Origin of the sequence: Sphingomonas sp. LR60, from assembly GCF_036855935.1 — a bacterium.
Taxonomy (GTDB): domain Bacteria; phylum Pseudomonadota; class Alphaproteobacteria; order Sphingomonadales; family Sphingomonadaceae; genus Sphingomonas.
In genome coordinates, this window is the sequence record NZ_JASPFK010000001.1 from 516,013 (window position 1) to 538,936 (window position 22,924).

Consider the following 22,924-nt stretch of genomic DNA (forward strand, 5'->3'; position numbering starts at 1 on the left):
GGGCCGTCACGCATCGCGCGGGGTGGCCCTTTCCGTTTGCGGCGGCTGCGCCTATCTTGACGCCATGGCCACGCTCGCACCCGATATCGTTCTGACCCCTGCCGCCGCCGCGCGCGTCGCGGCGATTGCCGCGCGCCAGAACAAACCCGCGATCCTGCGGCTGTCGGTCGAAGGCGGGGGATGTTCGGGATTTCAGTATCGCTTCGGCTTTGCCGATGCACCGGAACCTGCCGACCTGATCGCCGAGACCGACGGTGTGCGGCTGGTGGTCGACGACATGAGCCTCGACCTCGTACGCGGGGCGAGTGTCGACTATGTCGAATCGCTGGGTGGCGCGTCGTTCAAGGTCGAGAACCCTAATGCCGCGAGCGGCTGTGGGTGCGGGACGAGCTTTTCCGTGTAGTTAGACAAGTGCGCGGACCGGGTTTAGACCGGCACGCGTGAAGATCGTCACCTACAACGTCAACGGCATCAAGGCGCGGCTTCCGCGTCTGCTCGAGTATCTCGCCGAGGAGCAGCCCGATGTGGTCTGCCTCCAGGAGCTGAAGTCGAGTGACGATACCTTCCCCGAGGCCGATATCCGCGCGGCGGGCTATGGCGCCGCCTGGCATGGCCAGAAAGGCTTCAACGGCGTCGCGGTGCTCGCGCGCGGGGTCGATCCGGTCGAGCGGCAACGCGGGTTGGTGGGCGAGCCCGAGGACGAGCATAGCCGCTATCTCGAATGTTCGGTGTTCGGGCTGGTGATCGCATCGATCTATCTGCCGAATGGCAATCCGCTGCCCGGGCCGAAGTTCGACTATAAGCTGCGCTGGATCGGGCGGTTGCAGGATCGCGCGCGTGCGTTGCTCGCCGAGGAGCTGCCGGTGATTTTGGCGGGCGATTACAACGTCATCCCGAATGACGACGATACGTTCTCGGTCAAGGCGATGGCATCGGACGCGCTGATGCAGCCCGAGAGCCGGCATGGCTATCGTGCGTTGCTGGCGCAGGGCTGGACCGACGCGCTGCGGACGCGCAATCCCAAGGGTGGGATTTGGACTTTCTGGGATTATCAGGCGGGTGCGTGGCAGCGCGACGCAGGATTCCGCATCGATCATCTATTGCTGAGCCCGGCGGTCGCCGACCGGCTGGCGGATGCGGGCGTCGACAAGGCGCATCGCGGGCGTGAGAAGGCCAGCGACCATGCGCCGACATGGGTGCGGTTGCGGTGACGCTGAAATGGAGCGCGGTGGCGCTGCTGATGACGATATCGTCGGCTGCGGCGGCGCAGGATGCGCCTGCGGTGCGCTTCTGCCCCAATCGACCGTCGCTGGGGGCGAGCGGGTGCACGACCTTGCCCGGGCAGGTGCAGGTCGAGCTGTCGGGTTTCGATTGGCAGCGCGATGACGATGGCGAGACGCGCGAGGATCTCATTCGCAGCGAGGTGACCGCGCGGATCGGCCTGACCAGCAATAGCGAGGCGCAGATCGCGTGGACGCCGCTCGGCACGCTGCGGTCACGCGACAAGGCCAGCGGCGACGTCATGCGGCAGACCGGCGCGGGCGACGTGACGCTGGGCTGGCGGCGTGCGCTGAGCCATCCCGACGGCAAGAAGCTGTCGACGGCGGTGCAGCCCTATGTCACGCTGCCGGTCGGGCGGAGTGGGATCGGCGAGGGCGACTGGTCTGCGGGAACGGTGCTGCCGGTATTCTGGCGGATCAACAAGAAATGGAGCATCGACTTCACCGGGCAATTGGCCGCGGCGGTCGACGAGGACGGTCGCGGACGGCATTTCGATGCGACCGGCGTGTTCGGCGTCGGCTATGCGCTGACCGACAGCGTGACCGCCAATGCCGAAGTGTCGGTCGAGCGCGATCAGGACCCGGCGCAGCATGTCGTGCGGACGCTCGCGGCCGCATCGGTGGCGTGGAAGCTGACCAAACGGACGCAGCTGGACGTCCTGGCGGTGGCCGGGCTCAACCATGATGCGCCCGATGCGCGGATCGCGCTGGGTGGCGCTCTGGTGTTCTGACCGGTAATCGGCAACCTGCGCCGAAAGTTGGTGCGCTTTACCTGTGTAACACACTCGTCATGATCGAAAAAGTGCGGAAAACCGCCAAATTCTGAATTGGCACGATGGGTGCAATGTGTCCTGCGTCCCCGATCAACGGGGCAGGGAGACCCGCCATGAAGACCATCGCCACCGCCGTGATCGCCAGCCTCTTCGCCATCGCACCGGCCTATGCGGCCCCCAAGGCGGCCCCGAGTGCGGAGCCTGCTGCTCCCGCAACCGAACAGTCCGTGCCGACCCGCAACGCCAACACGCGTTACTGCTACAAGACCGAGGTGACCGGTTCGCGATTGCTGTCGCGCGTCTGCAAGACCCGCGATGCCTGGAAGCAGATGGGCGTCATCGTTCCGGCGAACCTGTGATCGCCGACCCCCGGCGGGTCTCCGGCGCTGGCCGGCGATCCGCCGCAGCGGATCAGAACGTCCGTTCGTAGACCTGATAGACCTTGTTGACGCGGCTATCGATCGCGGTCGCGATCGAATTCATGCCCTGATTGTCGTCGAGCACCCATCCGATCTCACCGCGCGTCGCGCCGTAACGGGCGACCGACGCCTTGCGGATCGCCTCGATCATCATGAACGCCAATTGCCCGGCGAGCCGCGAGCTTTGCAGTTCCTTGCGGACACCCATCAACGGCACGCGCATCGTCCGCACACGCGGCTTGCGCAGCCACAAGAGCAGCTTCGCCCAGCCGAACGGGAGCAGGTTCCCGTTCAGCGGCTTGATCGCCTCGTTGAGGTCGGGGAGCGTGATCATGAACGCGACCGGCTTACCGTCGATTTCGGCGATACGGATCAGGTCGTTGAACACGATCGGCTTCAGCTTGACCCCGACGTCCTTGATCTCGGGCGGGGTGAGCGGAATGAACCCCCAATTGTCCGACCATGCGTCATTGAGGATGTCGAGGATGATCGCGGCCTCTTCCTCGAACTTGCGCTTGTCGACCTCGCGCACGACGATGCTCTTGTTCGCATCGCCCGAGCGGATGATCCGTTTAACCAGCGGCGGGAATTCCTGCGTGATGTCCAGCTCATAGGTGATGAGCTGCTTGACCGGCAGGTAGCCGGCACGTTCGATCCACTCGCGATATTCGGGCTTGTGGTGCCCCATCATCACGGTCGGCGCCTGGTGATAGCCCTGGATGAGCAGGCCGGGCTCTTCCCAGATCGACATGCTGACCGGACCAAGCGCGCGGGTCATGCCCTGTTCGCGGAGCCATCCCTCGGCCGTGGCGAGCAATTCCGTGAAGATGCCTTCGTCCTCGGCATCCATCAGGCCCCATTGTCCGCAGCCGGGACCGAAGCCGCGCTCGGCGGGCATTTCGAGCCCGAGCGTGTCGATATGCGCGGAGATGCGCCCGACCACGCGACCGTCGCGACGGGCGAGGAAGAGCTGCGCCTTGGCGTGGCTGAACCAGCCGTTCTTCTCCGGCGTGATGAGCCCCAGCGCCTCGCTCTTGAGCGGCGGCACCCAATAGGGATCGTCCTTGTAGAGACGGAACGGCAGGTCGACGAACGCCTTGCGGTCGGTCTTGGTCAGGACGGGAGTGATCGAAAGCTCAGCCATGTTGCTGGCGTGTAAACGGGTCACTCGATCATAGCGAGTGAACAATTATCCAGAATGGCGAGTGCTACGGTCCTGTTCCGGTCACGCTGTCGCCACTATGTTCAGACAATGGATAGGCCTATGAATACCATCACTCTCGATCGCGCGACCGCGGCTGCGCGCTCATCGCGCCCGACGATCGTCGATGACAAGGCGATGCTGAAGGCGGCGGCCGAGCTGACCCGCGACCTGCTCAAGCCGCGCGCCGGCATCTATTGGGCCGATCTGATCGGCTCGTCGGTGGTCGGTTATGGTGCGCTGGCGGTGGCGATCGCCGCCAGCTCGACCGCGCTAGCGGTCGTCGCCGGCGTGGTGGCGGTGCTCGCGCTGTATCGCGGCATGAGCATGATCCACGAGCTGACGCATGTGAAACATGCATCGCTGCCCGGTTTCCGGACTGGGTGGAATGCGCTGATCGGCGTGCCGATGATGATCCCGTCGTTCATGTACGAGGGCGTGCACAATCTGCACCATGCCAAGACGCGTTATGGCACGTCCGAGGACCCCGAATATCTTCCGCTTGCTCTGATGAAGCCGTGGACGTTGCCGGTGTTCATCCTCGTCTCGGCGCTTGCACCGATCGGGTTGCTGATCCGCTTCGGCGTGCTGGCGCCGTTGTCGGTGCTGTCGCCCAAGCTGCGGACGGCGGTGGTGTCGCGCTATTCGGCGCTGTCGATCAATCCGCAGTTTCGCCGCCGGATGCCGCAGGGCGAGGAGAAGGTGCGGTGGGACCGCATTGAGGCCGCGACGGCGGTGTGGGCGCTGGCGCTGATCGGGTCGACCGTCGCGGGCGTGCTGCCGCTCAGGGCATTTCTGATCTTCCTTGCGGTCGGATCGGGCGTAGCGCTTATCAACCAGGTGCGGACGCTGGTCGCGCATCTGTGGGAGAACGAGGGCGAGGTGATGACCGTCACCGCGCAGTATCTCGATTCGGTCAACGTACCGCCGCCGGCGTTGCTGCCGGTGCTGTGGGCGCCGATCGGGCTGCGGTATCACGCGTTGCACCACCTGCTGCCGGGCGTGCCGTACCATGCGCTCGGCAAAGCGCATCAGCGGCTGGCGGGCGTGCTCGAGGCTGACTCGCCTTACTATAAGGCGAATTATCGCGGGCTGCCGGGGTTGGTCGGCAAGCTGACGATGGCGACTATTCGGGGGCGGTGAGCCTTCGACTGGCGTCACACTTCAGGCGATGATCCGATAAAGATCGTCATTGCGAGCGTAGCGAAGCAATCCAGGGCGTCCTGATCCGGCCCTGGATTGCTTCGCTACGCTCGCAATGACGAAAGAACGTCGCAGCGTCTCGGCTGGGCAGTCGTCTTCACTCTTCCGTCCGCAACAGCACCGCTTCGCCGATCAGCAGGAACAGCAGAAATGGCGCCCAGGCGGCGAGGAACGGCGGGTAGGCGCCGAGATTGCCCATCGCCAGCGCGAAACTGTCGGCGACGAAATAGGCGAAGCCCAGCGCCATGCCGATCACGGCGCGGATGAACAGCGCGCCCGAACGCGCGATCCCGAACGCCGCGACCGCGCCGAGCAGCGGCATCAGCACCGAGGACAGCGGCCCCGACAATTTGTGCCACAGCACGCCTTCCAGCGCCTTGGTCGGACGCCCGGCTTCTTCCAGATCGCCAATCGCCTCGCGCAGGCCGGCGAAAGACAAGGCATCGCCGTCGACATTGGCGAGCGTGAACTGATCCGGCGTCACGCCGCGCCCGACGATCGTGGCGCCGAGCCGCGTCACCTTGCCGGAAGCGACGTCGAAGCGGCGCGTCGGCCAGATCCGCCAGCCATCGCCGTCGCGCACACCGCGCGGCGCGTTGATGAGCCCGCGCAGCCCGCCGTCCGGGTTGCGCTCATAGACCGTGACGCCGCCGAGCTGCGCGCCGGCACCACGCCCGCCGATCGCATCGGCCTGGATCAGATCGTCGCCCGCGCGAACCCAGACGTTGCTGCGGTTGCCGCGGTCGATCGGCATCGTGCCGTAATTCACCTTCTGCCACGCGCTCAGCTCGGCGGTCGCGCGGCTGACGATACGGTCGTTGAACGCGAAGGTGACCAACGCGATGCCGACGCTGGCGATCACCAATGGCGCGAGCACCTGATGCGCCGACAGGCCGGCTGCCTTTAGGGCCACCACCTCGCTGTTGGCGTTCATGGTGATGAGCGTCAGGATCGTGCCGAGCAGCACCGAGAAGGGCAGGAAGGTCGAGATCAGCTGCGGCGCGCGCAGCGAGACGTAGCGCCACACCTCCGCATCGCCGTTGCCGGCGGTGGCGAGGATACGGCCGCTTTCGCTGAGCAGGTCGAGCGTCTGGAGCACCAGCACCAGCCCGAACAGGATGCCGAAGGTGCGCGTCAGGAACAATCGCGCCATGTAGATCGCGACAGTGCGCGACGGGAAGAGCGCGGTCATGCGCGAGCCTCCTTGCGGCGGCGACCGGGGAGGTAGCGTGCCACCATCGCCCATGCCTTGCCGAAGAACCGCTCCAGCGCGCCGATCGGCTGCCCGCCGGGCACGTTGGCGATCGTGTGATACATCCACAGGATCAACACAGCGAAGATCACGAACGGCACCCACAATGCGATGGCCGGATCGACCGAGCCGCGCTCACCCAGCGAGGCGGCATATTGGTTGATCTTGTGATAGGTGACCACCATCACGATCGACAGGAACACGCCCAGCGCCGAGGTGGAGCGTTTCGGCGGCACGCCAAGCGCGACCGCGAGCAGGGGCAACAGGAACATCGACGCGACCTCGACCAGGCGGAAGTGAAATTCGGCGCGGCTGCCGTCGCGTTGCTCCTCGCTGCGTGTCGACGCGTGGCCGAGCTTCGCCAATTCGGGAAGCGTATATTCGAGGTTCTTGCCGCCGCGCGTGCGGAAGCTTTCGAAGCGCGGCAGGTTGATCGGCAGATCGTGCGCGGTGAAGGTCAGTGTGCGAGGGGTCGTGAAATCCGGGCGGTTGTGGATCAGCGTGCCGTTGGTCAGACGGAAGATGATGACGTTGGGGTCGTCGGTCGCAAGGAACTGTCCGGTCGCAGCGGTGACGCCGACCCAATCGCCCTTGGGCGATTCGGCGTGGACGAAGATGCCCGAAAGCTTGCGGCCACGATCCTGGCTGCGCTCGATCCGGAGCGTCATACGATCGCCGAGGTGCGTGAACTCGCCGACCTTGATCGACGCGCCGAGCGCGCCGGTGCGCAGCTCGAAGCGCAGTTGCTCATAGGCGTAGCGCGCCTGCGGCTGGATATAGCCGACGATCGCGATGTTGAGCGCCGCCAGCACGATCGCGTAATAATAAGGCACGCGCAGCAATCGGCCGTAGCTCATCCCTACCGCGCGCATCACGTCCAGCTCGCTCGACGTCGCGATGCGGCGGAAGGCGAGCAGCACGCCGAGCATCAGCCCGATCGGTATGCCGAGCCCGAGATATTCGGGAAGCAGATTGGCGAGCATCTTCCACACGACGCTGACCGGCCCGCCCTGCGTGGCGACGAAGTCGAAGAGGCGCCGAATCCGGTCGAGGATCAGCAGCATCGCCGAGATCAGCAACGTCGAGAACAGCGGCAGCGCGATCAGCCGGGCCATGTAGCGGTCGATCGAGGTCATGGGCGGGACGGCGCTGCCTTAATGCGAGAAGACGGGACGACCGGCTATAGGATGGGTCGGCGGGCGCGTCAGTAGCCGATTTGGATCATTCCGCGGCGAGCGGTGCCGGATCACCGCCCTGCGCCACGGCCGCGGCGACCGCCCGGTCGAGCGCGGCGAGCGTGAACGGCTTGCGGAGCACCGGATGGTCGCCGAGCGCGATGCCGCCGCTCGCCCCGCCTGCGAAGCCGGTGACGAACAGCACCGGGACGTGCGCGAAGGCGAGCGGCAGCGTCGCGATCATCTCGGGGCCGGTCAGCGACGGCATGAGCACGTCGGACAGGATCAGGTCGACGTGCGCCATTTCGTCGAGCACCGCGCCGACCTGCGTCGCGTCATCGCAGGCGACGGGATGATGGCCGAGGTCCGTCAGCGCCTCAATCGTCGCGGAGAGGACGCGTGGATCGTCCTCGACGACGAGGATCGCGCGGCCGCTGCCAAGGCTCGGTGCGGCAGGCTGGGGCGCGACGAGCGGCAGGGGCGCAGAAACCGGGCGGGTGGCTTGCTCGCCCCGCTGGTCGCGGGGCAGCAGCAAGGTGACGGTAGTGCCTTCGCCGACGCGCGACGCGATCGTCACCTCGCCGCCGATCTGACGCGCGAAGGCGAAGGTCTGGCTGAGCCCCAGGCCGGTGCCCTTGCCGAGCGGCTTGGTGGTGAAGAACGGCTCGAACACGCGGTCGAGCACCTCGGGCGCGATCCCGCAACCGGTGTCGGTGACCGCCAGCGCGAGGAAGTCGCCGCTCAGCCCGGCCGCATCGCTACCCGGCAGCGTGGCGCGCGTCGCGCGGATCGTCAGCGTGCCGCGACCCTCCATCGCATCGCGCGCATTGACCGCGAGATTGACGAGCGTGTTCTCGAGCTGGACACGATCGACGCGCACGCACCAGCCGGCGCTGTCGTCCTCCAGCACCAGCGTCATGCCATCGCCCAGTGAGCGGCTGAGCATATCGCTCAGCCCGTCGAACAAAGCCGCCGCCGCGACCGGTTCGGGGTTGATCGCGGTTTCGCGCGCGAAGGCGAGCAGGCGTGCGGTCAGCGCCGCGGCGCGGTCCGCCCCCTCCCGCGCCCCTTCGAGATGCCGGGCCGCCTCGTCCGCCCCCGCGGGCAAATGGCGCGCGGCGAGTTCGACACCGCTCAGCACCACCGCGAGCATGTTGTTGAAGTCGTGCGCGATGCCGCCGGTCAATTGCCCGACCGCCTCCATCTTCTGCACCTGTCGCAGTCGCGCCTCCTGCGCACGCAATTCCTCGGTCGCGCGCGCAACCGCCTCGGCCAGCTCGTCGGCGCGCAGCCGTTCGCTCTCGGCCTCGTCGCGGGCGATCGCGCGGTCGGCGAGCGCTTCGACCATCACCCAGCCCATCGCGATGCCGCCACCGACCAGCAGCACGCCGAACACCGCCAGCACCTTGGCGATCGTCGTCGAGCGGCGCACAGAGGCGCGCGCCTGCGTGGTGCGCATCTCCAGCAGCAGGCGTTCGTCGGTGATGATACCGTCGAGCGAGATCGTTGATGCGGGTGAGCGCATCGCTCTGCCGCGCCTGGTAGAGGCGTGAGAGCGCCTGACTGTTCTTGCCATAATTGGTGCTGAGCGCGGTCAGGGCCAGTTCGTCGCCGCGGGTGCGGAACGCCTCCTGCAAGATCGCGACATGCGTCAACTGCACGTCATTTTCGTGGACCAGCTTGGCAAGCCGCCCGATCGCCTGTTTCGCGCGCCGCCAGTCTTCGTAATAGATCTGGCCAAGTTGTTGATCGCCGGAGATGACGTAGCGACCAAGCGACGCTTCGGCATGCGCGATCGTGCCCTGCACGGTACGCGCGAGGATCATCACGTCATAGCTGTGCCGCTGCGACGCAAGCGCGCGGTCACGCTGGCCGTTCACCTCCGCCAGCGTGATGACGAGCATCGCGAGCACGACCGCGCCAGCGATCGCCATCACGCTAAGCGTGATGGTACGCCAGGCGCCGGTCAGCTGTCCCGAGATGTCGTCGCGATCGTTCACGGCCGCGATGTTAGGTTAATGAACGTTAAGTCGGCTTAAATGATGGCTCAGTTGGTCGCACCAGCGAGGCGTCCTGCCGAAGCGAACATCGTGATGACCTGGTCGATCTGTTCCGTCGTATGTTCGGCGCAGATCGAACAGCGCAGCAGGAAGGTGCCCGACGGCGTGGCGGGCGGGCGCGCGACGTTGACGTAGAGCCCGGCCTCCAGCAGCGCCTGCCACATCACCACCGCCTGCGCCTGATCCTGCAGGATCACCGCGACGATCGCCGAATCGCACGTGTCGGTGCCGAGCGCGAAGCCGAGGTCCTTCAAGCCGGCGTGCAACTGGCGCGCATTGCTCCACAGCCGCGCCCGCTTGTCGTGCGCAGTCATCAGCTTGCGCACCGAGGTGGCGGCGGTTGCGACCACCGACGGCGGCAGCGAGGCGGTGAAGATGTACGGGCGGCACGAGAAGCGCAGCCCTTCGAACTTCGGATGGTTCGAGATGCAGAAGCCGCCGACCGTGCCGACCGACTTGGAAAAGGTGCCGATCACCAGGTCGACATCCTCGCCGAGCACCAGCCCCTGCGCCTCGTAGACGCCGCGACCATGCTCGCCGAAGAAGCCCATCGAATGCGCCTCGTCGACCAGCACCATGCAACCGTGCTTCTTCGCCACCTGCACCATCTCGCGCAGCGGCGCGATGTCGCCGAGCATCGAATAGACGCCCTCCAGCACCACCAGCTTGCCCGGCTCCTTCGGCAGGCGGCCGAGGCGCTTGTCGAGATCCTCGACCGAATTGTGGCGGAAGCGGACGACCTCGGCATCGCCCATCTTGCAGCCGTCGTAGATCGAGGCGTGACTGTCGGCGTCGAGGATGACGTACTCGCCGCGCCCGACCATCGTGGAGATCGTACCGAGATTGGCCTGGTAGCCGGTGGAAAAGACGATCGCGCCGCTCGCGCCGTAGAATTCCTTGAGCGCGTCCTCCGCCTCGACGTGATCGCGGAAGGTGCCGTTGAGCATCCGGCTGCCGTTGGTGCCGCTGCCGAACTGTTCAAGCGCGCGGGTGCCGGCGGCGATCACGTCCGGGTCGAACGTCATGCCCATGTAATTGTAGGTGCCGAGCAGGATCGTTTCCTTGCCGCGGATCACCGCGGTGGTCGGCGACGTGACCTGCTCCATGACGATCCCGAACGGATCGCGCACGCCCGAACTCATCAGCGCCTCACGCTCGGCGAGCAGCGGATCGAACTTCGCGAACAAATCGCGCGCGGGCGGCACGGCAACGGGTTCGGCGGGCAGCTTCTCGCTCTGGAGTCCGGTCTCGGTCATGCGATTCAGCCCTTCAGCTTCTCGACCGCGTCGGCGAGCTGGCCGACATTCTCGATCTCGGCCTGCATGTTCATCGTGATGATGATGTCGAATTCGTCCTCGATCGCGGCGACGAAGTCCATCACGGTCAGCGAATCCCATTCCAGGTCGCCCTGGAAGCTGGTCGCTTCGGTGATTGCGACGCCCTTCTTGTTGAAGGGTTCGATCTGCGTGCGCAGCGTGTCGAGGATGGCGGTACGGTCAGTCATGCGCGTGCTCTGGCCTTGAAATGCGGCGGTTGTCTGGCCGCGCTATAGCAAGCCGTGGGCGCGATACCATCGTGCCGTTTCGGTCAGGCCCTCGGCGGCGGCGATTTGCGGGCGCCAGAGCGTCGGCGGCGGGGCCTTGGCGGGATCGGCGGTCCAGTCGGGATGGACCATATAGGCGACGCGATCGGCGGTCAGCTTCGCCTTCGTACCGCGCAGCAGCCGGTCGGCGCGCGCGGCGGTGCGCAGCAGCGCGGCGGGGAGGGGAGCGGGACGGCGCGCCGCCCGACCGCCGCGCCGATCGCGCGCGCGAAGTCGGCATAGCTGAGCGCACTGCCGTCGCTGGGCTCGTAGGTGGCGTGGTCACCCGGCGCCTCCGCGAGCGCCAGCAGCAGGCGGGCGAGATCGGCGACGTGGATGATCGACAAACGCCCGCGCGGCGGGATCGGGACGACGCCGGTGCGGCGTGCGGCGCGGAACAGGTCGCGTTGCTCCATGTCCCTGGGGCCGTAGACGCCGGGCGGGCGGACGATCGTCCAGTCGAGCGCGCTGGCGCTCACCACGTCTTCGGCACCGGCCTTCGACCAGCCGTAGTTCGACAGCGAAGGCTCGCGCGCTGCCAGCGAGGAGACGTGGACGAAGCGGCGGATGTCCCAGGTGCGCGCGGCCTCGACGACATTGCGCGTGCCGTCGACATTCGCCGCTGCGAAAGCGGCGCGGTCGGGTGCGTTGACCGCTCCCGCGACGTGGATGACGGCGTCGGCGGTCGAGACGAGGGTGGAGATCGCCTGCGCGTCGTCGAGCGCGCCCGCGATCCACGTCACGCCATCGCGGGGCGGCTGGGGGCGACGGGCGAGCGCCCGCACCCGGTGCCCGGCGGCGAGCGCCTGTTCGATCAGCGCGCCGCCGACGAAGCCGGTGCCGCCGGTCAGCGCGAGGATCACAGCAGCGCCATATGGTTGCGATGGACGAGCGCGGCGCGCGGCGCATAGCCGAGCAGTGCGGCATGTTCGTCGCTGCGTCGCCCGAGCAGTCGCGCGGCTTCCGCGGCGTCATATTCGGACAGGCCGCGCGCGATCGGCCCGGCAGGTCCGGCGATCGCGACCAGGTCGCCGCGGGCGAAGGCGCCCTCGACGCGCGTCACCCCGGCGGCGAGCAGGCTGCGGCCCTCGGTCAGCGCGCGGGCCGCGCCGGCATCGACGTGGATCGTGCCCGCGGCGGTCAGGCCGCCCGCCAGCCACGCCTTGCGCGCGGGGGCCGTCCGCTCGGCGACGAACAGGGTGTGGCGCGCCGTGGCGGACAGCGGGCGCTCGACGCGCCCGGAGGCGATCGCGAGCGCGGCCCCCGCGGCATTGGCGATCCGCGCGGCGGCGATCTTCGACACCATCCCGCCCGACCCCATGCCCGACGCGGAACCGCGATCGGCCATCGCCTCGATCGCCGCATCGATCCGTTCGACTCGCGCGATATGCTGCGCGCCGGGTTGCGCAGGGTTGCGATCGTAGAGGCCGTCGATGTCGGAGAGCAGCACGACGCCCTGCGCGCTCGCCGCCTGCGCGATCCGCGCCGCGAGCCGGTCGTTGTCGCCGAAGCGGATTTCCTCGGTCGCGACCGAGTCGTTCTCGTTGATGATCGGGACGGTGCCGAGCTGGAGCAGGCGTCCGAGCGTCGCGGCGGCGTTGAGGTAGCGGCGGCGTTCCTCGAGATCGCCGAGCGTGACCAGCATCTGCGCGGCGGTGAGCCCCTGTGCGGCGAGCACGTCGGCCCAGACGCCCGCAAGCGCGATCTGCCCGGTGGCCGCGGCAGCCTGCGCATCCTCGAGGCTGGCGCGTCCACCCTTGGCGAGCCCGAGCCGTCGCGCGCCGAGCGCGATCGCGCCCGACGACACGACCGCGACCTGCTGCCCGGCGACGGTGCGCTCGGCGATGTCGCGCGCGATCCCCTCCAGCCACGCGCGCCGCACGCCGCCTTCTGGGTCGACGAGCAACGCCGAGCCGATCTTGACGATCAATCGCGGACAGTCGGTGGGGGAAAGAGCGACATGATGGCGGCAGCGTTAGCGCCGGGGACGACGGCGTGCCACGACGATCTTCTCGACCGCCGCGCGCACCGCGTGCATGATCCCGGCAAAGACGGGGAAGGGCGCGAATGCAGCGAAGCATCTGGACGGCGATCGGGATCGTGGCGACGATCGTCGCGCCGGTGACAGCGGCGGAACCGGTGCGCGGCACGGCGCGGATCGACGGGGTCGATAGCGCCGTCGAGCTGAAGACCGACGTGGGGGCCGGGATGTTGCGCTATCGTCCGCTTGGCGGATCGTCGCCGTGGGTCGAGCTTCCGCTCGATACGCTGGCGCCGGTGGTGGCGGTGCTGGCCGACGACCGGCTGGCGTTCCTGCACGAGCCGATCACCCGCTGGGCGGGCGACGATCTGGTGCCGTTGCGCGAGGCGATGATCGCACGCACGCGGGCGGCGTGGGAGCAGGGACGCGCCGGGACACGCGCGGGGCAACCGTCGCAAGGCGCGGTGCGGACGCGGGTGCGCGCGCTGTTGCAATATGCGGTGGCGTTGCGCGAGGCGGGCCGGTGGCCGGAGGCGATCGCCGCCTTGAAACAGGAGCGCGACACCAATCCGCTGACGAGCGACTGGGACCGTGCCGAATGGTCGAGCCTGTCGAACGCCTTGGCCGGCGCGCTGGTGGAAGACGGGCGGATCGACGAGGCGGTCGCGCTGCTCGATCAAACGGCCGCGCGGCTCGGTGCATCACCTTACGCGATTAACGTCGACCTGCAGGCAGCGTCGATGCTGGCCTTTGGCGGGCGTTATGCGGAGGCGTTGCCGCGGGTCGATCGGGCGGAGCGCGGCTTCGCGGCGATGGCGGCGCGCATGTCGGTCGTACCGGGCGCCACGGCGCAATTCGATTCGGTGCGCGCCTGCGTCCTGCACGAATTGGGGCGGACGGACGAGGCGAGGGCGTCGCTCGCGCGGATCGATCAGTCGGCCAAGCCGCAGAGCCGGCGGTATGCCCCACCAGCCAATCGCGACCTCGTCGAACGCGCAGCGCTGTGCATGAAGGATCCCGACGCTTTGGCAGCGGTTTGGCGGCGCGATCTCGACCATCTGCCGCCGGGGTCGCTGATGCTCGTCACCGCGCAGCCGGAGTATCGGCAATCGCCGTATGACGCGGCGACGCTCGACCGCGCGCGCACCGCGTTCGGCGCGCCGCCGCCGCTGCGCGTGCTGCCGCCGCGTTACGCGCCGGCGTTGCGCAGCTGGCGCTGAGCCACGGTCACACCGGCGACCATTCGACTTCCTGCTCCTCGCCGTCATCGTCGACGGGACGGTCGGGGGTGGGGATCGCCTCGAGCAGACAGTCGAGCGCCCAATCGACGCCGATGCCGCTTGCGCCCGAGATCGGGATCACCTCCGCGCCGCTCGCCTCTTCCAGCTCGGCGGAGAGCGCCGCGACCAGTTCGTCGTCGAGCGTGTCGATCTTGTTGAGCGCGACCACCACCGGCTTTTCGTCGAGCCCACCGCCATAGGCGCTCAGCTCGCCGCGGACGATGCGGTAGCTTTCGGCGACGTCCTTGTCGTTGGCGTCGATCAGGTGGAGCAGCACGCGGCAACGCTCGATATGGCCGAGGAAGCGGTCGCCGATCCCGGCGCCGTCCGCTGCGCCCTCGATCAGGCCGGGGATGTCGGCGACGACGAACTCGCGCTGTTTGTGGCGCACGACGCCCAGCTGCGGGCGGGTGGTGGTGAAGGCGTAGGCGCCGACCTTGGCCTGCGCGTTCGTCACCTGGTTGATGAAGGTCGACTTGCCGGCATTGGGCAGGCCGACCAGCCCGGCGTCGGCGAGCAGCTTGAGCCGCAGCCACACCCAGGCCTCCTCATGTGGCCAGCCGGTGCCGTGCTGGCGCGGCGCGCGGTTGGTCGAGGTCTTGTAGCTGGCGTTGCCGCGCCCGCCGTCACCGCCGCGCAGGAAGGTGATTCGCTCGCCGATGCGTGTCATGTCGGCCAGCAGGGTGCGCTCCTCGTCGTCGGCGAGGATCTGTGTGCCGACGGGGACCTTGATGACCAGATCGTCGCCGCCGCCGCCGGTACGGTTGCTGCCCGAGCCGCCCATCCCGCGCGGTGCGCGGAAATGCTGGGTGTATCGGAAGTCGATCAGCGTGTTGAGACCGGCGACCGCCTCGAAGACGATGTCACCGCCCTTGCCGCCGTTACCGCCGTCGGGGCCGCCATATTCGATATATTTTTCGCGCCGGAAGCTGACGGCGCCGGGACCGCCCGAGCCGGAACGGACGAAGATTTTCGCTTGATCGAGAAAGTGCATGGCGTGCTCCGTACCGCTTTAGCGCCGCTAAAGCGATATCAGAGCGCGCGCGGCCGGCGCGGGGCCGCCCGCAACCGGCGACGCGGCTTTGGCAAAAGCGATCGATCAGTTGCGGGTAGCGAGATCGTTATTGGGTGGTGGCGATGCGCGAGTTCGCATCAGGGTGCCATTAGGCGTTTTTACCACAAGCCAAGAGCGTGACGCGATCTTTAGTCCAGTCGTAGTAGCCATACGCGATGCGAAAACGGCGGTCGTCCATCATCGGCAATGGAGGATCGATGTAGAACTTGCGGCCTTCCTTAAATTCGAATTTCCCCGCTTCGTAATATTCAAATTTGATGACAGCTTCATCCAGGTGAAAGACGGTTCCCGTTACCCACGTCTTATAGAAGTAGCGCCGTTCCCACTTGTCCGGCGAGCCCACGCAGGGTGCGGTCGCTATTCGCCGCTCCATCTTATCCATCGTCGCCTTTAGCGGAGCCTCTCTGCCCGGCGCGGGGGTGGTAGAGGGCGTTCCAAGCAACATGACAGAAAGAGCAAGGCTAACGGAAAAGATCATATTGCGCCCCGCGATTTAGACATGGCGAGTGAAGTTGGCGTCCACGACGGTATGACTAAACACCGGTTGCAGCAAGCGCGTCCGACTTCGAGATGTACTTCACACCCGATCCCGCAACAACATCGCCCGCGCGATCGCCCGCGCCCGGTCGCGCGGCAATCCCAGCGCGCGCGCCATCGGGGCGCCCAGCAGCGCGTCGCCCAGCGCCGCCAGCACCAGGTGCAGCGTCTCATCCTTGATCGGGGCGTCGGGCCGGTTCTCGTCGTGGGAGAGGTCCTCGACCAGATCGTGGACCGCGGTGAGGATCGGGTCGAGCGCGTCCTGATTGCCGTTGAGAATCATCCACGTCGCCAGCGCGCCCGCGCCGTTTGCGCCGAATGCGTCGAAGACGACGTCGACCAGCTCCGACGGGTCCTTGCGCTCGCGCGAGCGACGGGCGGCGTCGCGGATCGGGGCCACCACCAACGCGGTCATGCGGGCGATCAGCGCGCGCTGCAATCCGTCCGCTGAGCCGAAATGGTGGAGCAGATTGGCGTGGGTGCGGCCGATACGACCCGCGACCGCCTTCAGCGTCACCGCTTGTGGCCCCTCCTCGACCAGCAACGCGCGCGCCGCCTCCAGCGCCGCGTCGCGCGATGCCTCGGGGCTCAGCCGGCGACGGGGGTTGCATTGGCGGCAAGGGACAATTAACTGACACCCGTGTAAGTTAACGGATCGTGTCCGTCCTTAGTGGAGGTTTCCGTGGCGAAAGCAACCACTCCCGCCGACCTGACCATTACCCCGCGCGACCGCCGTTTCGGGCGCGGCGCCGCGATTCGGCGCTGGTGGCTGAACGACGACCCCTATGCGACCGCCTTCTACAATGCGCTGTCGGTGACGTTTCCCAAGGGCGAGGGGTTCTTCGTCGACAGCGTTCGGAAGTTCCGCGACGGCACGCCGCCGCAGCTGGAGCGCGAGATCAACGCCTTCATCAAGCAGGAGGTGCTGCATACGCGCGAGCATGTCGCCTTCAACCGCCATGTCGCGGATCAGGGGTATGATACGACCTTGCTCGACCGCGACGTCGACGCGGCGCTGGCCTTGACGAAGGGGCGGCCGCCGATCGGCAGCCTCGCCGCGACCACCGCGCTCGAACATTTCACCGCGATGCTCGCGCATGAGCTGATCGCGAACCCGCGGCATCTGGCGGGCGGCGACGAACAGGCGCGGGCCTTGTGGCTGTGGCATGCCGCCGAGGAGATCGAGCACAAGGGCGTCGCGTACGACACCTGGCTGCACGCGACGCGCGACTGGAGGCGGTTCACGCGCTGGCGGATCAAGGCGCTGGTGATGCTCATCACGACGTGGCGGTTCGTTCATGGCCGCGCGCGGGGCATGAACGAGCTGCTGCGGCAGGACGGGCTGAAGGGACCGAAAGTATGGGCGCGGATGGCGTGGTATGCGCTCGGTTATCCGGGAATGGCGCGGAAGGTGGCGGGGGTGTGGCTGGGGTACTTCCTGCCCGGCTTCCATCCGTGGAAACATGACGATCGCGCGCTGATCGGGCTGGCCGAGAGCGATTACGAGGCAGCGGTGTTGCCGCGGGTGGCAGCCTGACGAGGCAACCGGGTGGAAGTTGGCGATGGTTGCGCGCATCGCCGGAAAACGCGTCACTGACTGTGACCATGGCGACGCGGCGAGTGCGGGCGAGGGCATGGTGACCGTATAAGGTTGCGACATTGATGTAGGACAGCGGCGCCTTCGAAGTGCCTGTGCTGGCGGCTGTTGCTTTCGTCCAAAGCGGCGTCAGGCTGCAGGCTGCAGGCTGCGCTTGGGCCGTTGCAGATACGCGCCATCAGCGAAGATGGAGCAGGGGCGGGAAGGGCGTCGGTTACGCGCCGATAAGCCTCGCCGATGTTTGCGTATGGATGCTCGCCGCATCGTTTGAAGCATTGCCGACGCCGCTCGGATCTTGCCGGCGACGCGCCCGGAGCACGATGACCTCAACCTGAGCTGTCATTGCGGCCGTAGCGAAGCAATCCGGAGTCGGATCAGGACGCCCTGGATTGCTTCGCTATGCTCGCAATGACGATTGGTTCATTCGACCTCACATCATCATGAGTTAGCCGACCCAGTCGAAGACGATCGGCGCATCGATGCCGAGTGCGTTGTGCACGGGGCACGCATGTGCCGCGGCCTCGAGTTTCCGCCGTTGGCGCTCGTCGAACGCCCCGGGAACGCGCACGATCACCGACAGATGCGTGATCCGGCGCGGGGTGCCGCCCATCTCCTTGGACACCGCGGCGGTGGCTCCACTGATATCGATGTCCATCGAGCGCGCAGCGACCGCCATGATCCCGAGGATGCAGCCGCCGAGCGACAGCGAGAGCAGGTCGCTCGGCGAGAAGCTCTCACCAGTGCCGCCCAACTCCCTGGGGCCATCCATGACGAGCACCGCACCCGGTTCTGCATGTGTCGCGCGAAAGCGGAGCGGTGGTTCATAGGCGACTGTGATGTCGGTCATCGGAAAACCTTCCTTCGTCGACGGTTCTTCGTAGGTCCGATCGACAATCAACGATCAACTGCCCTCTCCCGTCATCCCGGCGACGGGAAGCGATTGTTCGGCTCAGAACCTCGACGAGGCGGCATGAAAGTCCTGAGTGTCGATCCGGACTAGGCCGCGATCGGCATCGCCGCGTCGGTACGCATCGCGTCCGCATCGAGATCAAGCGCGAAGTCGATGGCATCGACCATTCCGCCGCGGGCCAGCGACCAGCGTTGCGACCGGCCGGTTTCGACGAAGCCGAGCTTGCGCAGGACCGCCCCCGACGCCGGATTGTCGGCGTGGTGATAGGCGGTGAGCCGGCTCAGCGGGAGTGCGTGGCGCGCGATGTCGATCACGGCGCGACCGGCCTCGGTGGCATAGCCGCGGCCCCAGGCGTCGGGAGTCAGCCAATAACCGAGTTCGTGGTCGCCATTGTCGGCGCGGTGCAGCCCGATCCCGCCGATCAGCCGGTGATCGCCGCTCCGCTCGACGATGACGAAGCGCGGCTCGGTCGCGCCGCGCGGCAGCGACAGGAAGGTCTCGGCATCCTCCAGCGTATAAGGCCAAGGCGCGCGCGCGAGGCGGTTGACCACCGCTTCGTGGCCGATCGCCTGCGCAAGCGCGGGCGCGTCCTCGAACCAGCCGGGCCGTAACGTCAAACGGGGCGTCAACGCGAACATGTGCTCCATCTCCTGCGACGGGCCCGTGCCACGCGACGATGACGAGCGCGCGACACGGGAACGGTAAGGGGAGGGAGCAGCAAGAAAAAGGGAGCCGGGGCGGACCCGTCTCCCTTATCTGGCTGGGTTCCGTCGCGGAACCCCGGGTCGCCCTGGCGGGCAACCCGTGTGGTCACCCGATGTTATTCGGCCGCAGCCGCAATCATATCGACCGAGCAGAATTTGCGGCCGAGCTTGCCGTCGTGGAACACCACGCGGCCGTCGACGAGCGCAAACAGGGTATGATCCTTGCCGATGCCGACGTTGCGGCCCGGGTAGAACTTCGTCCCGCGCTGACGCACGAGAATGTTGCCGGCGATCGCTTCCTGACCGCCGAACTTCTTTACGCCAAGGCGACGGCCGGCCGAATCACGACCGTTACGCGACGAACCGCCTGCTTTCTTATGTGCCATTGTGTCTGTTCCTTTCGCGCTTTGGGGCTCAGCCGACCGAGACGATCTTCAGGATCGTGTGGTTTTGGCGATGGCCATTGCGGCGACGATAGTTGTGGCGGCGACGCTTCTTGAAAACGATCACCTTCTCACCCTTCGCCTGGGCGATGATTTCGGCGGCGACCGTCAGGCCCGCGACGTCCTTCAGTTCCGCGCCCTCGCCAGCGAGCAGCACGTCACCCAGCGTCACCGACGCGCCGGCCTCGCCCTCGATCTTCTCGACGACGATCTTGTCTCCGGCGGCGACGCGGTACTGCTTGCCGCCCGTGCGCACGACTGCGAACATGGCTACGATGTTTCCTTCAACGGGAATTGCTTCCCAAATGTCATGGACCGCGACGGGCATGCCGCACGGTTGAAGCGTGGCGGTTAGGATAGCCCTTCCGGGATGTCAACCGATTCCCCGCCCGGACGGAGGGCCCAGGGTCTGTACTCAATCGCAACAAGGTCGTGACGGAAAAGCCGCCCGCCGCTTCGCGGTCGCCTCTGGAAGGCCGCCCAGCATCGTCGCTTGCTTGCGGGTAGCGCAGCTACCCGACTGCGCTTCGCTCCTCGTGGGCGGCCTTCCAGAGGCGATCACGATCCTTGTTGCGATTGAGTACAGACCCTAGTGGCGGTGCAGCCGCTTCAATCCATACCGCCCGTCATCCAGCCGGTCGAACAGGCCGGCGATCGCGGGATGCTCGATCGGCTCGTCGCTGTCGTCATGCTCCAGGTTCTGCTGGCTGACATAGGCGACATAGCTCGATTCGAGGTTCTCGGCGAGCAGATGGTAGAAGGGCTGGTCCTTGGCGGGGCGCAGCGTCTCCGGAATGGATTGATACCATTCCTCGCTGTTGGCGAAGACCGGATCGACGTCGAAGATCACGCCGCGGAAATCGAGCATCCGGTGGCGCACGACGTCGCCGATCGAGAATCGGGCATGGGCGATCGGCGGAGCGATCGGATCGTCGGGGAGGCGGGTATCAGCCAGCGCATCGCGGGTCATGCCAGCGTATCTAGTGCAGAAATCGTGCAGCACAACACGAGATGCGCTTGCGTCGTGTGTCGCAAGCCGTTAGGGGCCGCGCCTCGACCCACCGCCGGGCGCTTTACGGAGCCGCCGGTGACCTCGCGGAGAGGTGGCAGAGTGGTCGAATGCACCGCACTCGAAATGCGGCGTGCCCTCACGGGTACCGTGGGTTCGAATCCCACCCTCTCCGCCACTTAACCGTTCCAGCCAAGCGGGATCGATCCCAGACCCCGGTTATACGAAGCCTTCGACATGCTTCATGGCCGTGGTCCTCGATCGGTCTGCGCTCGCCGAGCAGGCATCCCAGCGGCGGTTCTGACCGTCTGGTCCACCTGCGAAGTGTTCGGGAGGTGGTGGCTCTACGATCGTGAGGAGTGCTTCAGGCGGTACTTCGAGAGGGGGTGGTCGCTCGCGGAGCAGGGTGCGGTTAAGCGACTAACTTGCGTCTAGCTTTGTGCTCGATTGCGCGAAACCGCTCCTAACCTCTCGCGTCCTGATGTATGTGAGGGCCAACAAAGGGGTGGTCAGGGGGGCAGCATCAATGCCGGCGCACGATAGCAAGCAACCGAACGGCTGATGCCAGGCCTGCTGCGACAATCCCTAGTGGCGTTCGCCTTCTGCATGATCGCCGCCCTTCTGCTGGCGGCGATCTTTGGTGTGGTCGGGATCAGTACGGAGGATTTCAGCCACTTCTGAATGTTTGTCAGAAGCCCAAGCGGCGCCGCGATGGTTGCCGCAATCGGCTGGACTATCCTGCCGAAATACGCCGGTCTTTATGTTTTGGACGCTCGGTCACTGTACGCCGAAGAAGCGCCTTGCCATTGGCCTATCAAGTCGGCGTATGCGGGTCAGGGCGCCGATGACCCGCCAAGGTCGCAAAAGCGTCGAGCGCCTCAGGAAGAAGGTCTTGGCGAGGGTTTGCGAGCGACTGTGCGCGCCCGCGTGGCCAATCCGATAAACCGCGCCTTCGAAGGGAAGCGGCTCCAAAGGTGTGCCGTTTTCCGCCAATTCACGCTCGATCGTCATGTGACTACCAAGCATTCTCTTCACGTACTCGATATCTACGTCGCCTTGTTCAGGGACATTCAACAAGCTGCGCTTTACAATGTGGGATGTTCCGCAGAAGTGATTGAACCGTGGATGCCGGTAGACGTGCTTGCCGCCATCCTCCCAGACGAAGCCACTTTTGAAGAACCAGCCATTCTTATCTTGGTTGTCGCTGACAAATTTTACGAGATTGCGATCGATGAAGTCGTCATCGTCAACGACCATAACGTATTTCGACTTGCTTGCTCGGACGCCCGCCAACACGCGGCTGCCCTTGTCGAGACGCACTGACTCGTAGAAGGCGTGCAAATCCGCGCCGGCCCGCTCGTGCATGGGATTGGGTGGCAACGTTACTCGCGCAGCAGAGAAATTCGACGGCAGCGGCGGTAGATCAGCTCCCTCGTTGGCGACGATGATGCACCGCCACAGGTCACTGCTCTGACCTGATATCGACGTGATCGTTTCGCTAAGGCGCCGCTTCAGTAAGCCCCAATCCTTGGCGTTTTCCTGGTGCCGCACTGGAATGACAAAGGTCAGTAATGCTTCTTCCATCTCGTTTTCTCAATGAAAGCGCTGATTCGACGTTTGTCACCTGTCCTTGGACAAGAATATTCGGAGACAACAGTCAGCTGGCAACGCAGCGTTGATGTGGAATATTCCCGCCGAATACGCTGGCGATCTTGCTTAGGTGGCCATGCCAAGCTTCAGCACACGAAAAATGGCAAACAGACACCAGATCCGTCGTTCCGATCTTCATCGACCTGAACGACGCAGGGTGAGTCAGATTATGTCAAGCGAAGACGCGGAGCGCACAAGGCATCAACCATCGTTGCGTCACGATACGACATGCCCAATTCCCCATGCCACCCCCGGGCGGCAGCGAGGCCTTACGTAAGTGCCTGATGTAGGGCAAGATAAACCTTCGGGGCTGTTTCACCCGTTGCTCCTTGTCAAAACGGGTAAGAGCTAGGCGTGATTAGCCTAGCGTCCCGGTGACACGCCAATTACGGCTGTCACCGCATACCCGCGGAAAATCGATTGCCCGTTTTTGGCGCTTTTTGCTCAAGGCACATCGTCAAGCACGTTCGAATAGAAGCCGGGGACGGACGCATTCTTCCAAGAGACCGAAATAATCTCTGACTGTCGCTGACGCCGATCCGAGCTAGGTAATTGATCATGCATTTGCCCGGAAGAGTCTGTCACGATGTGCTTCGGGTAAGTCGTATCGCGACGGCGGCGGCTGCGTTGAGCTGTGCGACGACGGGCGTCTGACAATCGAGCAAACCCGCGGAAGTGCCGGCAGCCGGTGCAGCCGTTCCCTCCGGGGACCTATCAGAGGCTGCTGAAGATCGTCCCGATATTGTCATCGTCGGAAAGCGTGGACAGGTCGAAACCGTGATCCAGCCGTTGG

The 22,924-nt window shown here is 66.0% G+C and carries 23 protein-coding genes, 1 tRNA gene and 2 pseudogenes; 8 read left to right on the top strand and 18 right to left on the bottom strand.

Annotated features, from left to right (window positions below; genetic code table 11):
* Positions 1-64 precede the first annotated feature (64 nt).
* The 4 genes from erpA to QP166_RS02465 all read left to right on the top strand — a co-directional run bounded on the left by erpA (position 65) and on the right by QP166_RS02465 (position 2,412).
* The gene (erpA, locus tag QP166_RS02450) at positions 65-403 is read left to right on the top strand and encodes an iron-sulfur cluster insertion protein ErpA (protein ID WP_333914468.1); all 339 of its coding nucleotides are present in this window, start codon (positions 65-67) and stop codon (positions 401-403) included.
* A gap of 37 nt (positions 404-440) precedes the next feature.
* Positions 441-1,211 carry an exodeoxyribonuclease III gene (xth, locus tag QP166_RS02455; RefSeq protein ID WP_333914469.1) on the top strand — a complete coding sequence of 257 codons (771 nt, stop codon included), beginning with the start codon at positions 441-443 and terminating at the stop codon, positions 1,209-1,211.
* The gene (locus QP166_RS02460; protein WP_333914470.1) at positions 1,193-2,011 is read left to right on the top strand and encodes a transporter; all 819 of its coding nucleotides are present in this window, start codon (positions 1,193-1,195) and stop codon (positions 2,009-2,011) included. Before xth ends, QP166_RS02460 begins: the two co-directional genes overlap by 19 nt.
* A gap of 155 nt (positions 2,012-2,166) precedes the next feature.
* Positions 2,167-2,412 (top strand): hypothetical protein, encoded by a 246-nt coding sequence (locus QP166_RS02465; protein ID WP_333914471.1) that lies wholly within the window; start codon positions 2,167-2,169, stop codon positions 2,410-2,412.
* A 52-nt stretch (positions 2,413-2,464) separates the two neighbouring features.
* On the opposite strand, the gene QP166_RS02470 is transcribed toward QP166_RS02465, so the two are convergent.
* Positions 2,465-3,616 (bottom strand): N-acetyltransferase, encoded by a 1,152-nt coding sequence (locus QP166_RS02470; protein ID WP_333914472.1) that lies wholly within the window; start codon positions 3,614-3,616, stop codon positions 2,465-2,467.
* 120 nt (positions 3,617-3,736) lie between these two features.
* Here QP166_RS02470 and QP166_RS02475 point away from each other — a divergent pair, with 120 nt between their 5' ends.
* Positions 3,737-4,816, top strand: coding sequence for a fatty acid desaturase family protein (locus tag QP166_RS02475; RefSeq protein WP_333914473.1), 1,080 nt, complete (start codon positions 3,737-3,739; stop codon positions 4,814-4,816).
* 157 nt (positions 4,817-4,973) lie between these two features.
* Here the strand turns inward: QP166_RS02475 and lptG are convergent, their stop codons facing one another.
* The 8 genes and pseudogenes from lptG to proB all read right to left on the bottom strand — a co-directional run bounded on the left by lptG (position 4,974) and on the right by proB (position 12,875).
* Positions 4,974-6,068, bottom strand: a complete 1,095-nt coding sequence (gene lptG / locus QP166_RS02480) for an LPS export ABC transporter permease LptG (RefSeq protein ID WP_333914474.1) — start codon at positions 6,066-6,068, stop codon at positions 4,974-4,976.
* Positions 6,065-7,264 carry an LPS export ABC transporter permease LptF gene (gene lptF / locus QP166_RS02485; RefSeq protein ID WP_333914475.1) on the bottom strand — a complete coding sequence of 400 codons (1,200 nt, stop codon included), beginning with the start codon at positions 7,262-7,264 and terminating at the stop codon, positions 6,065-6,067. Before lptF ends, lptG begins: the two co-directional genes overlap by 4 nt.
* An 85-nt stretch (positions 7,265-7,349) precedes the next feature.
* Positions 7,350-8,828 carry an ATP-binding protein gene (locus QP166_RS02490; RefSeq protein WP_333914476.1) on the bottom strand — a complete coding sequence of 493 codons (1,479 nt, stop codon included), beginning with the start codon at positions 8,826-8,828 and terminating at the stop codon, positions 7,350-7,352.
* 28 nt (positions 8,829-8,856) lie between these two features.
* A pseudogene (locus QP166_RS02495) lies at positions 8,857-9,237 on the bottom strand (CHASE3 domain-containing protein); the annotation flags it as partial.
* Positions 9,238-9,350: 113 nt separating this feature from the next.
* Entirely contained in the window at positions 9,351-10,619 is a 1,269-nt protein-coding gene (gene spt / locus QP166_RS02500; RefSeq protein ID WP_333914477.1) for a serine palmitoyltransferase, read from the bottom strand.
* 5 nt (positions 10,620-10,624) lie between these two features.
* Positions 10,625-10,867 (bottom strand): acyl carrier protein, encoded by a 243-nt coding sequence (locus QP166_RS02505; RefSeq protein ID WP_333914478.1) that lies wholly within the window; start codon positions 10,865-10,867, stop codon positions 10,625-10,627.
* Positions 10,868-10,909: 42 nt separating this feature from the next.
* Positions 10,910-11,808 (bottom strand): annotated as a pseudogene (locus tag QP166_RS02510) (NAD-dependent epimerase/dehydratase family protein).
* Positions 11,805-12,875 carry a glutamate 5-kinase gene (gene proB / locus QP166_RS02515; protein ID WP_333914479.1) on the bottom strand — a complete coding sequence of 357 codons (1,071 nt, stop codon included), beginning with the start codon at positions 12,873-12,875 and terminating at the stop codon, positions 11,805-11,807. The pseudogene QP166_RS02510 and the gene proB overlap by 4 nt, the downstream one beginning before the upstream one ends.
* Positions 12,876-13,012: 137 nt before the next feature.
* On the opposite strand from proB, the gene QP166_RS02520 reads away from it, so the two are divergent.
* Positions 13,013-14,146, top strand: a complete 1,134-nt coding sequence (locus QP166_RS02520; protein WP_333914480.1) for a tetratricopeptide repeat protein — start codon at positions 13,013-13,015, stop codon at positions 14,144-14,146.
* 7 nt (positions 14,147-14,153) lie between these two features.
* Here QP166_RS02520 and obgE read toward each other — a convergent pair whose 3' ends face one another.
* From obgE to QP166_RS02535, 3 genes are all read right to left on the bottom strand, one after another.
* Positions 14,154-15,200 (bottom strand): GTPase ObgE, encoded by a 1,047-nt coding sequence (gene obgE / locus QP166_RS02525; RefSeq protein ID WP_333914481.1) that lies wholly within the window; start codon positions 15,198-15,200, stop codon positions 14,154-14,156.
* 169 nt (positions 15,201-15,369) lie between these two features.
* Complete coding sequence (locus QP166_RS02530; RefSeq protein ID WP_333914482.1) at positions 15,370-15,759, bottom strand: hypothetical protein; 390 nt, start codon at positions 15,757-15,759, stop codon at positions 15,370-15,372.
* A 99-nt stretch (positions 15,760-15,858) separates the two neighbouring features.
* On the bottom strand, positions 15,859-16,446 hold the full coding sequence (locus tag QP166_RS02535) for a TetR/AcrR family transcriptional regulator (RefSeq protein WP_333917237.1): 588 nt from the start codon (positions 16,444-16,446) through the stop codon (positions 15,859-15,861).
* Positions 16,447-16,500: 54 nt separating this feature from the next.
* On the opposite strand from QP166_RS02535, the gene QP166_RS02540 reads away from it, so the two are divergent.
* Positions 16,501-17,355 carry a metal-dependent hydrolase gene (locus QP166_RS02540; protein WP_333914483.1) on the top strand — a complete coding sequence of 285 codons (855 nt, stop codon included), beginning with the start codon at positions 16,501-16,503 and terminating at the stop codon, positions 17,353-17,355.
* Between the two features lie 505 nt (positions 17,356-17,860).
* On the opposite strand, the gene QP166_RS02545 is transcribed toward QP166_RS02540, so the two are convergent.
* The 5 genes from QP166_RS02545 to hspQ all read right to left on the bottom strand — a co-directional run bounded on the left by QP166_RS02545 (position 17,861) and on the right by hspQ (position 20,442).
* Positions 17,861-18,262, bottom strand: coding sequence for an OsmC family protein (locus QP166_RS02545; RefSeq protein WP_333914484.1), 402 nt, complete (start codon positions 18,260-18,262; stop codon positions 17,861-17,863).
* Positions 18,263-18,411: 149 nt separating this feature from the next.
* On the bottom strand, positions 18,412-18,963 hold the full coding sequence (locus QP166_RS02550) for a GNAT family N-acetyltransferase (RefSeq protein WP_333914485.1): 552 nt from the start codon (positions 18,961-18,963) through the stop codon (positions 18,412-18,414).
* A gap of 182 nt (positions 18,964-19,145) precedes the next feature.
* Positions 19,146-19,415, bottom strand: coding sequence for a 50S ribosomal protein L27 (gene rpmA / locus QP166_RS02555; protein ID WP_022687450.1), 270 nt, complete (start codon positions 19,413-19,415; stop codon positions 19,146-19,148).
* Between the two features lie 28 nt (positions 19,416-19,443).
* Positions 19,444-19,740, bottom strand: coding sequence for a 50S ribosomal protein L21 (rplU, locus tag QP166_RS02560; protein ID WP_022687449.1), 297 nt, complete (start codon positions 19,738-19,740; stop codon positions 19,444-19,446).
* Positions 19,741-20,061: 321 nt separating this feature from the next.
* Positions 20,062-20,442 (bottom strand): heat shock protein HspQ, encoded by a 381-nt coding sequence (gene hspQ, locus QP166_RS02565; protein ID WP_333914486.1) that lies wholly within the window; start codon positions 20,440-20,442, stop codon positions 20,062-20,064.
* 127 nt (positions 20,443-20,569) lie between these two features.
* Here hspQ and QP166_RS02570 point away from each other — a divergent pair.
* Positions 20,570-20,659: transfer RNA gene (locus QP166_RS02570), tRNA-Ser, on the top strand.
* A 599-nt stretch (positions 20,660-21,258) separates the two neighbouring features.
* Here QP166_RS02570 and QP166_RS02575 read toward each other — a convergent pair.
* Positions 21,259-22,065: a hypothetical protein gene (locus tag QP166_RS02575; protein ID WP_333914487.1), complete on the bottom strand. Its 807-nt coding sequence runs from the start codon at positions 22,063-22,065 to the stop codon at positions 21,259-21,261.
* Positions 22,066-22,924 lie beyond the last annotated feature (859 nt).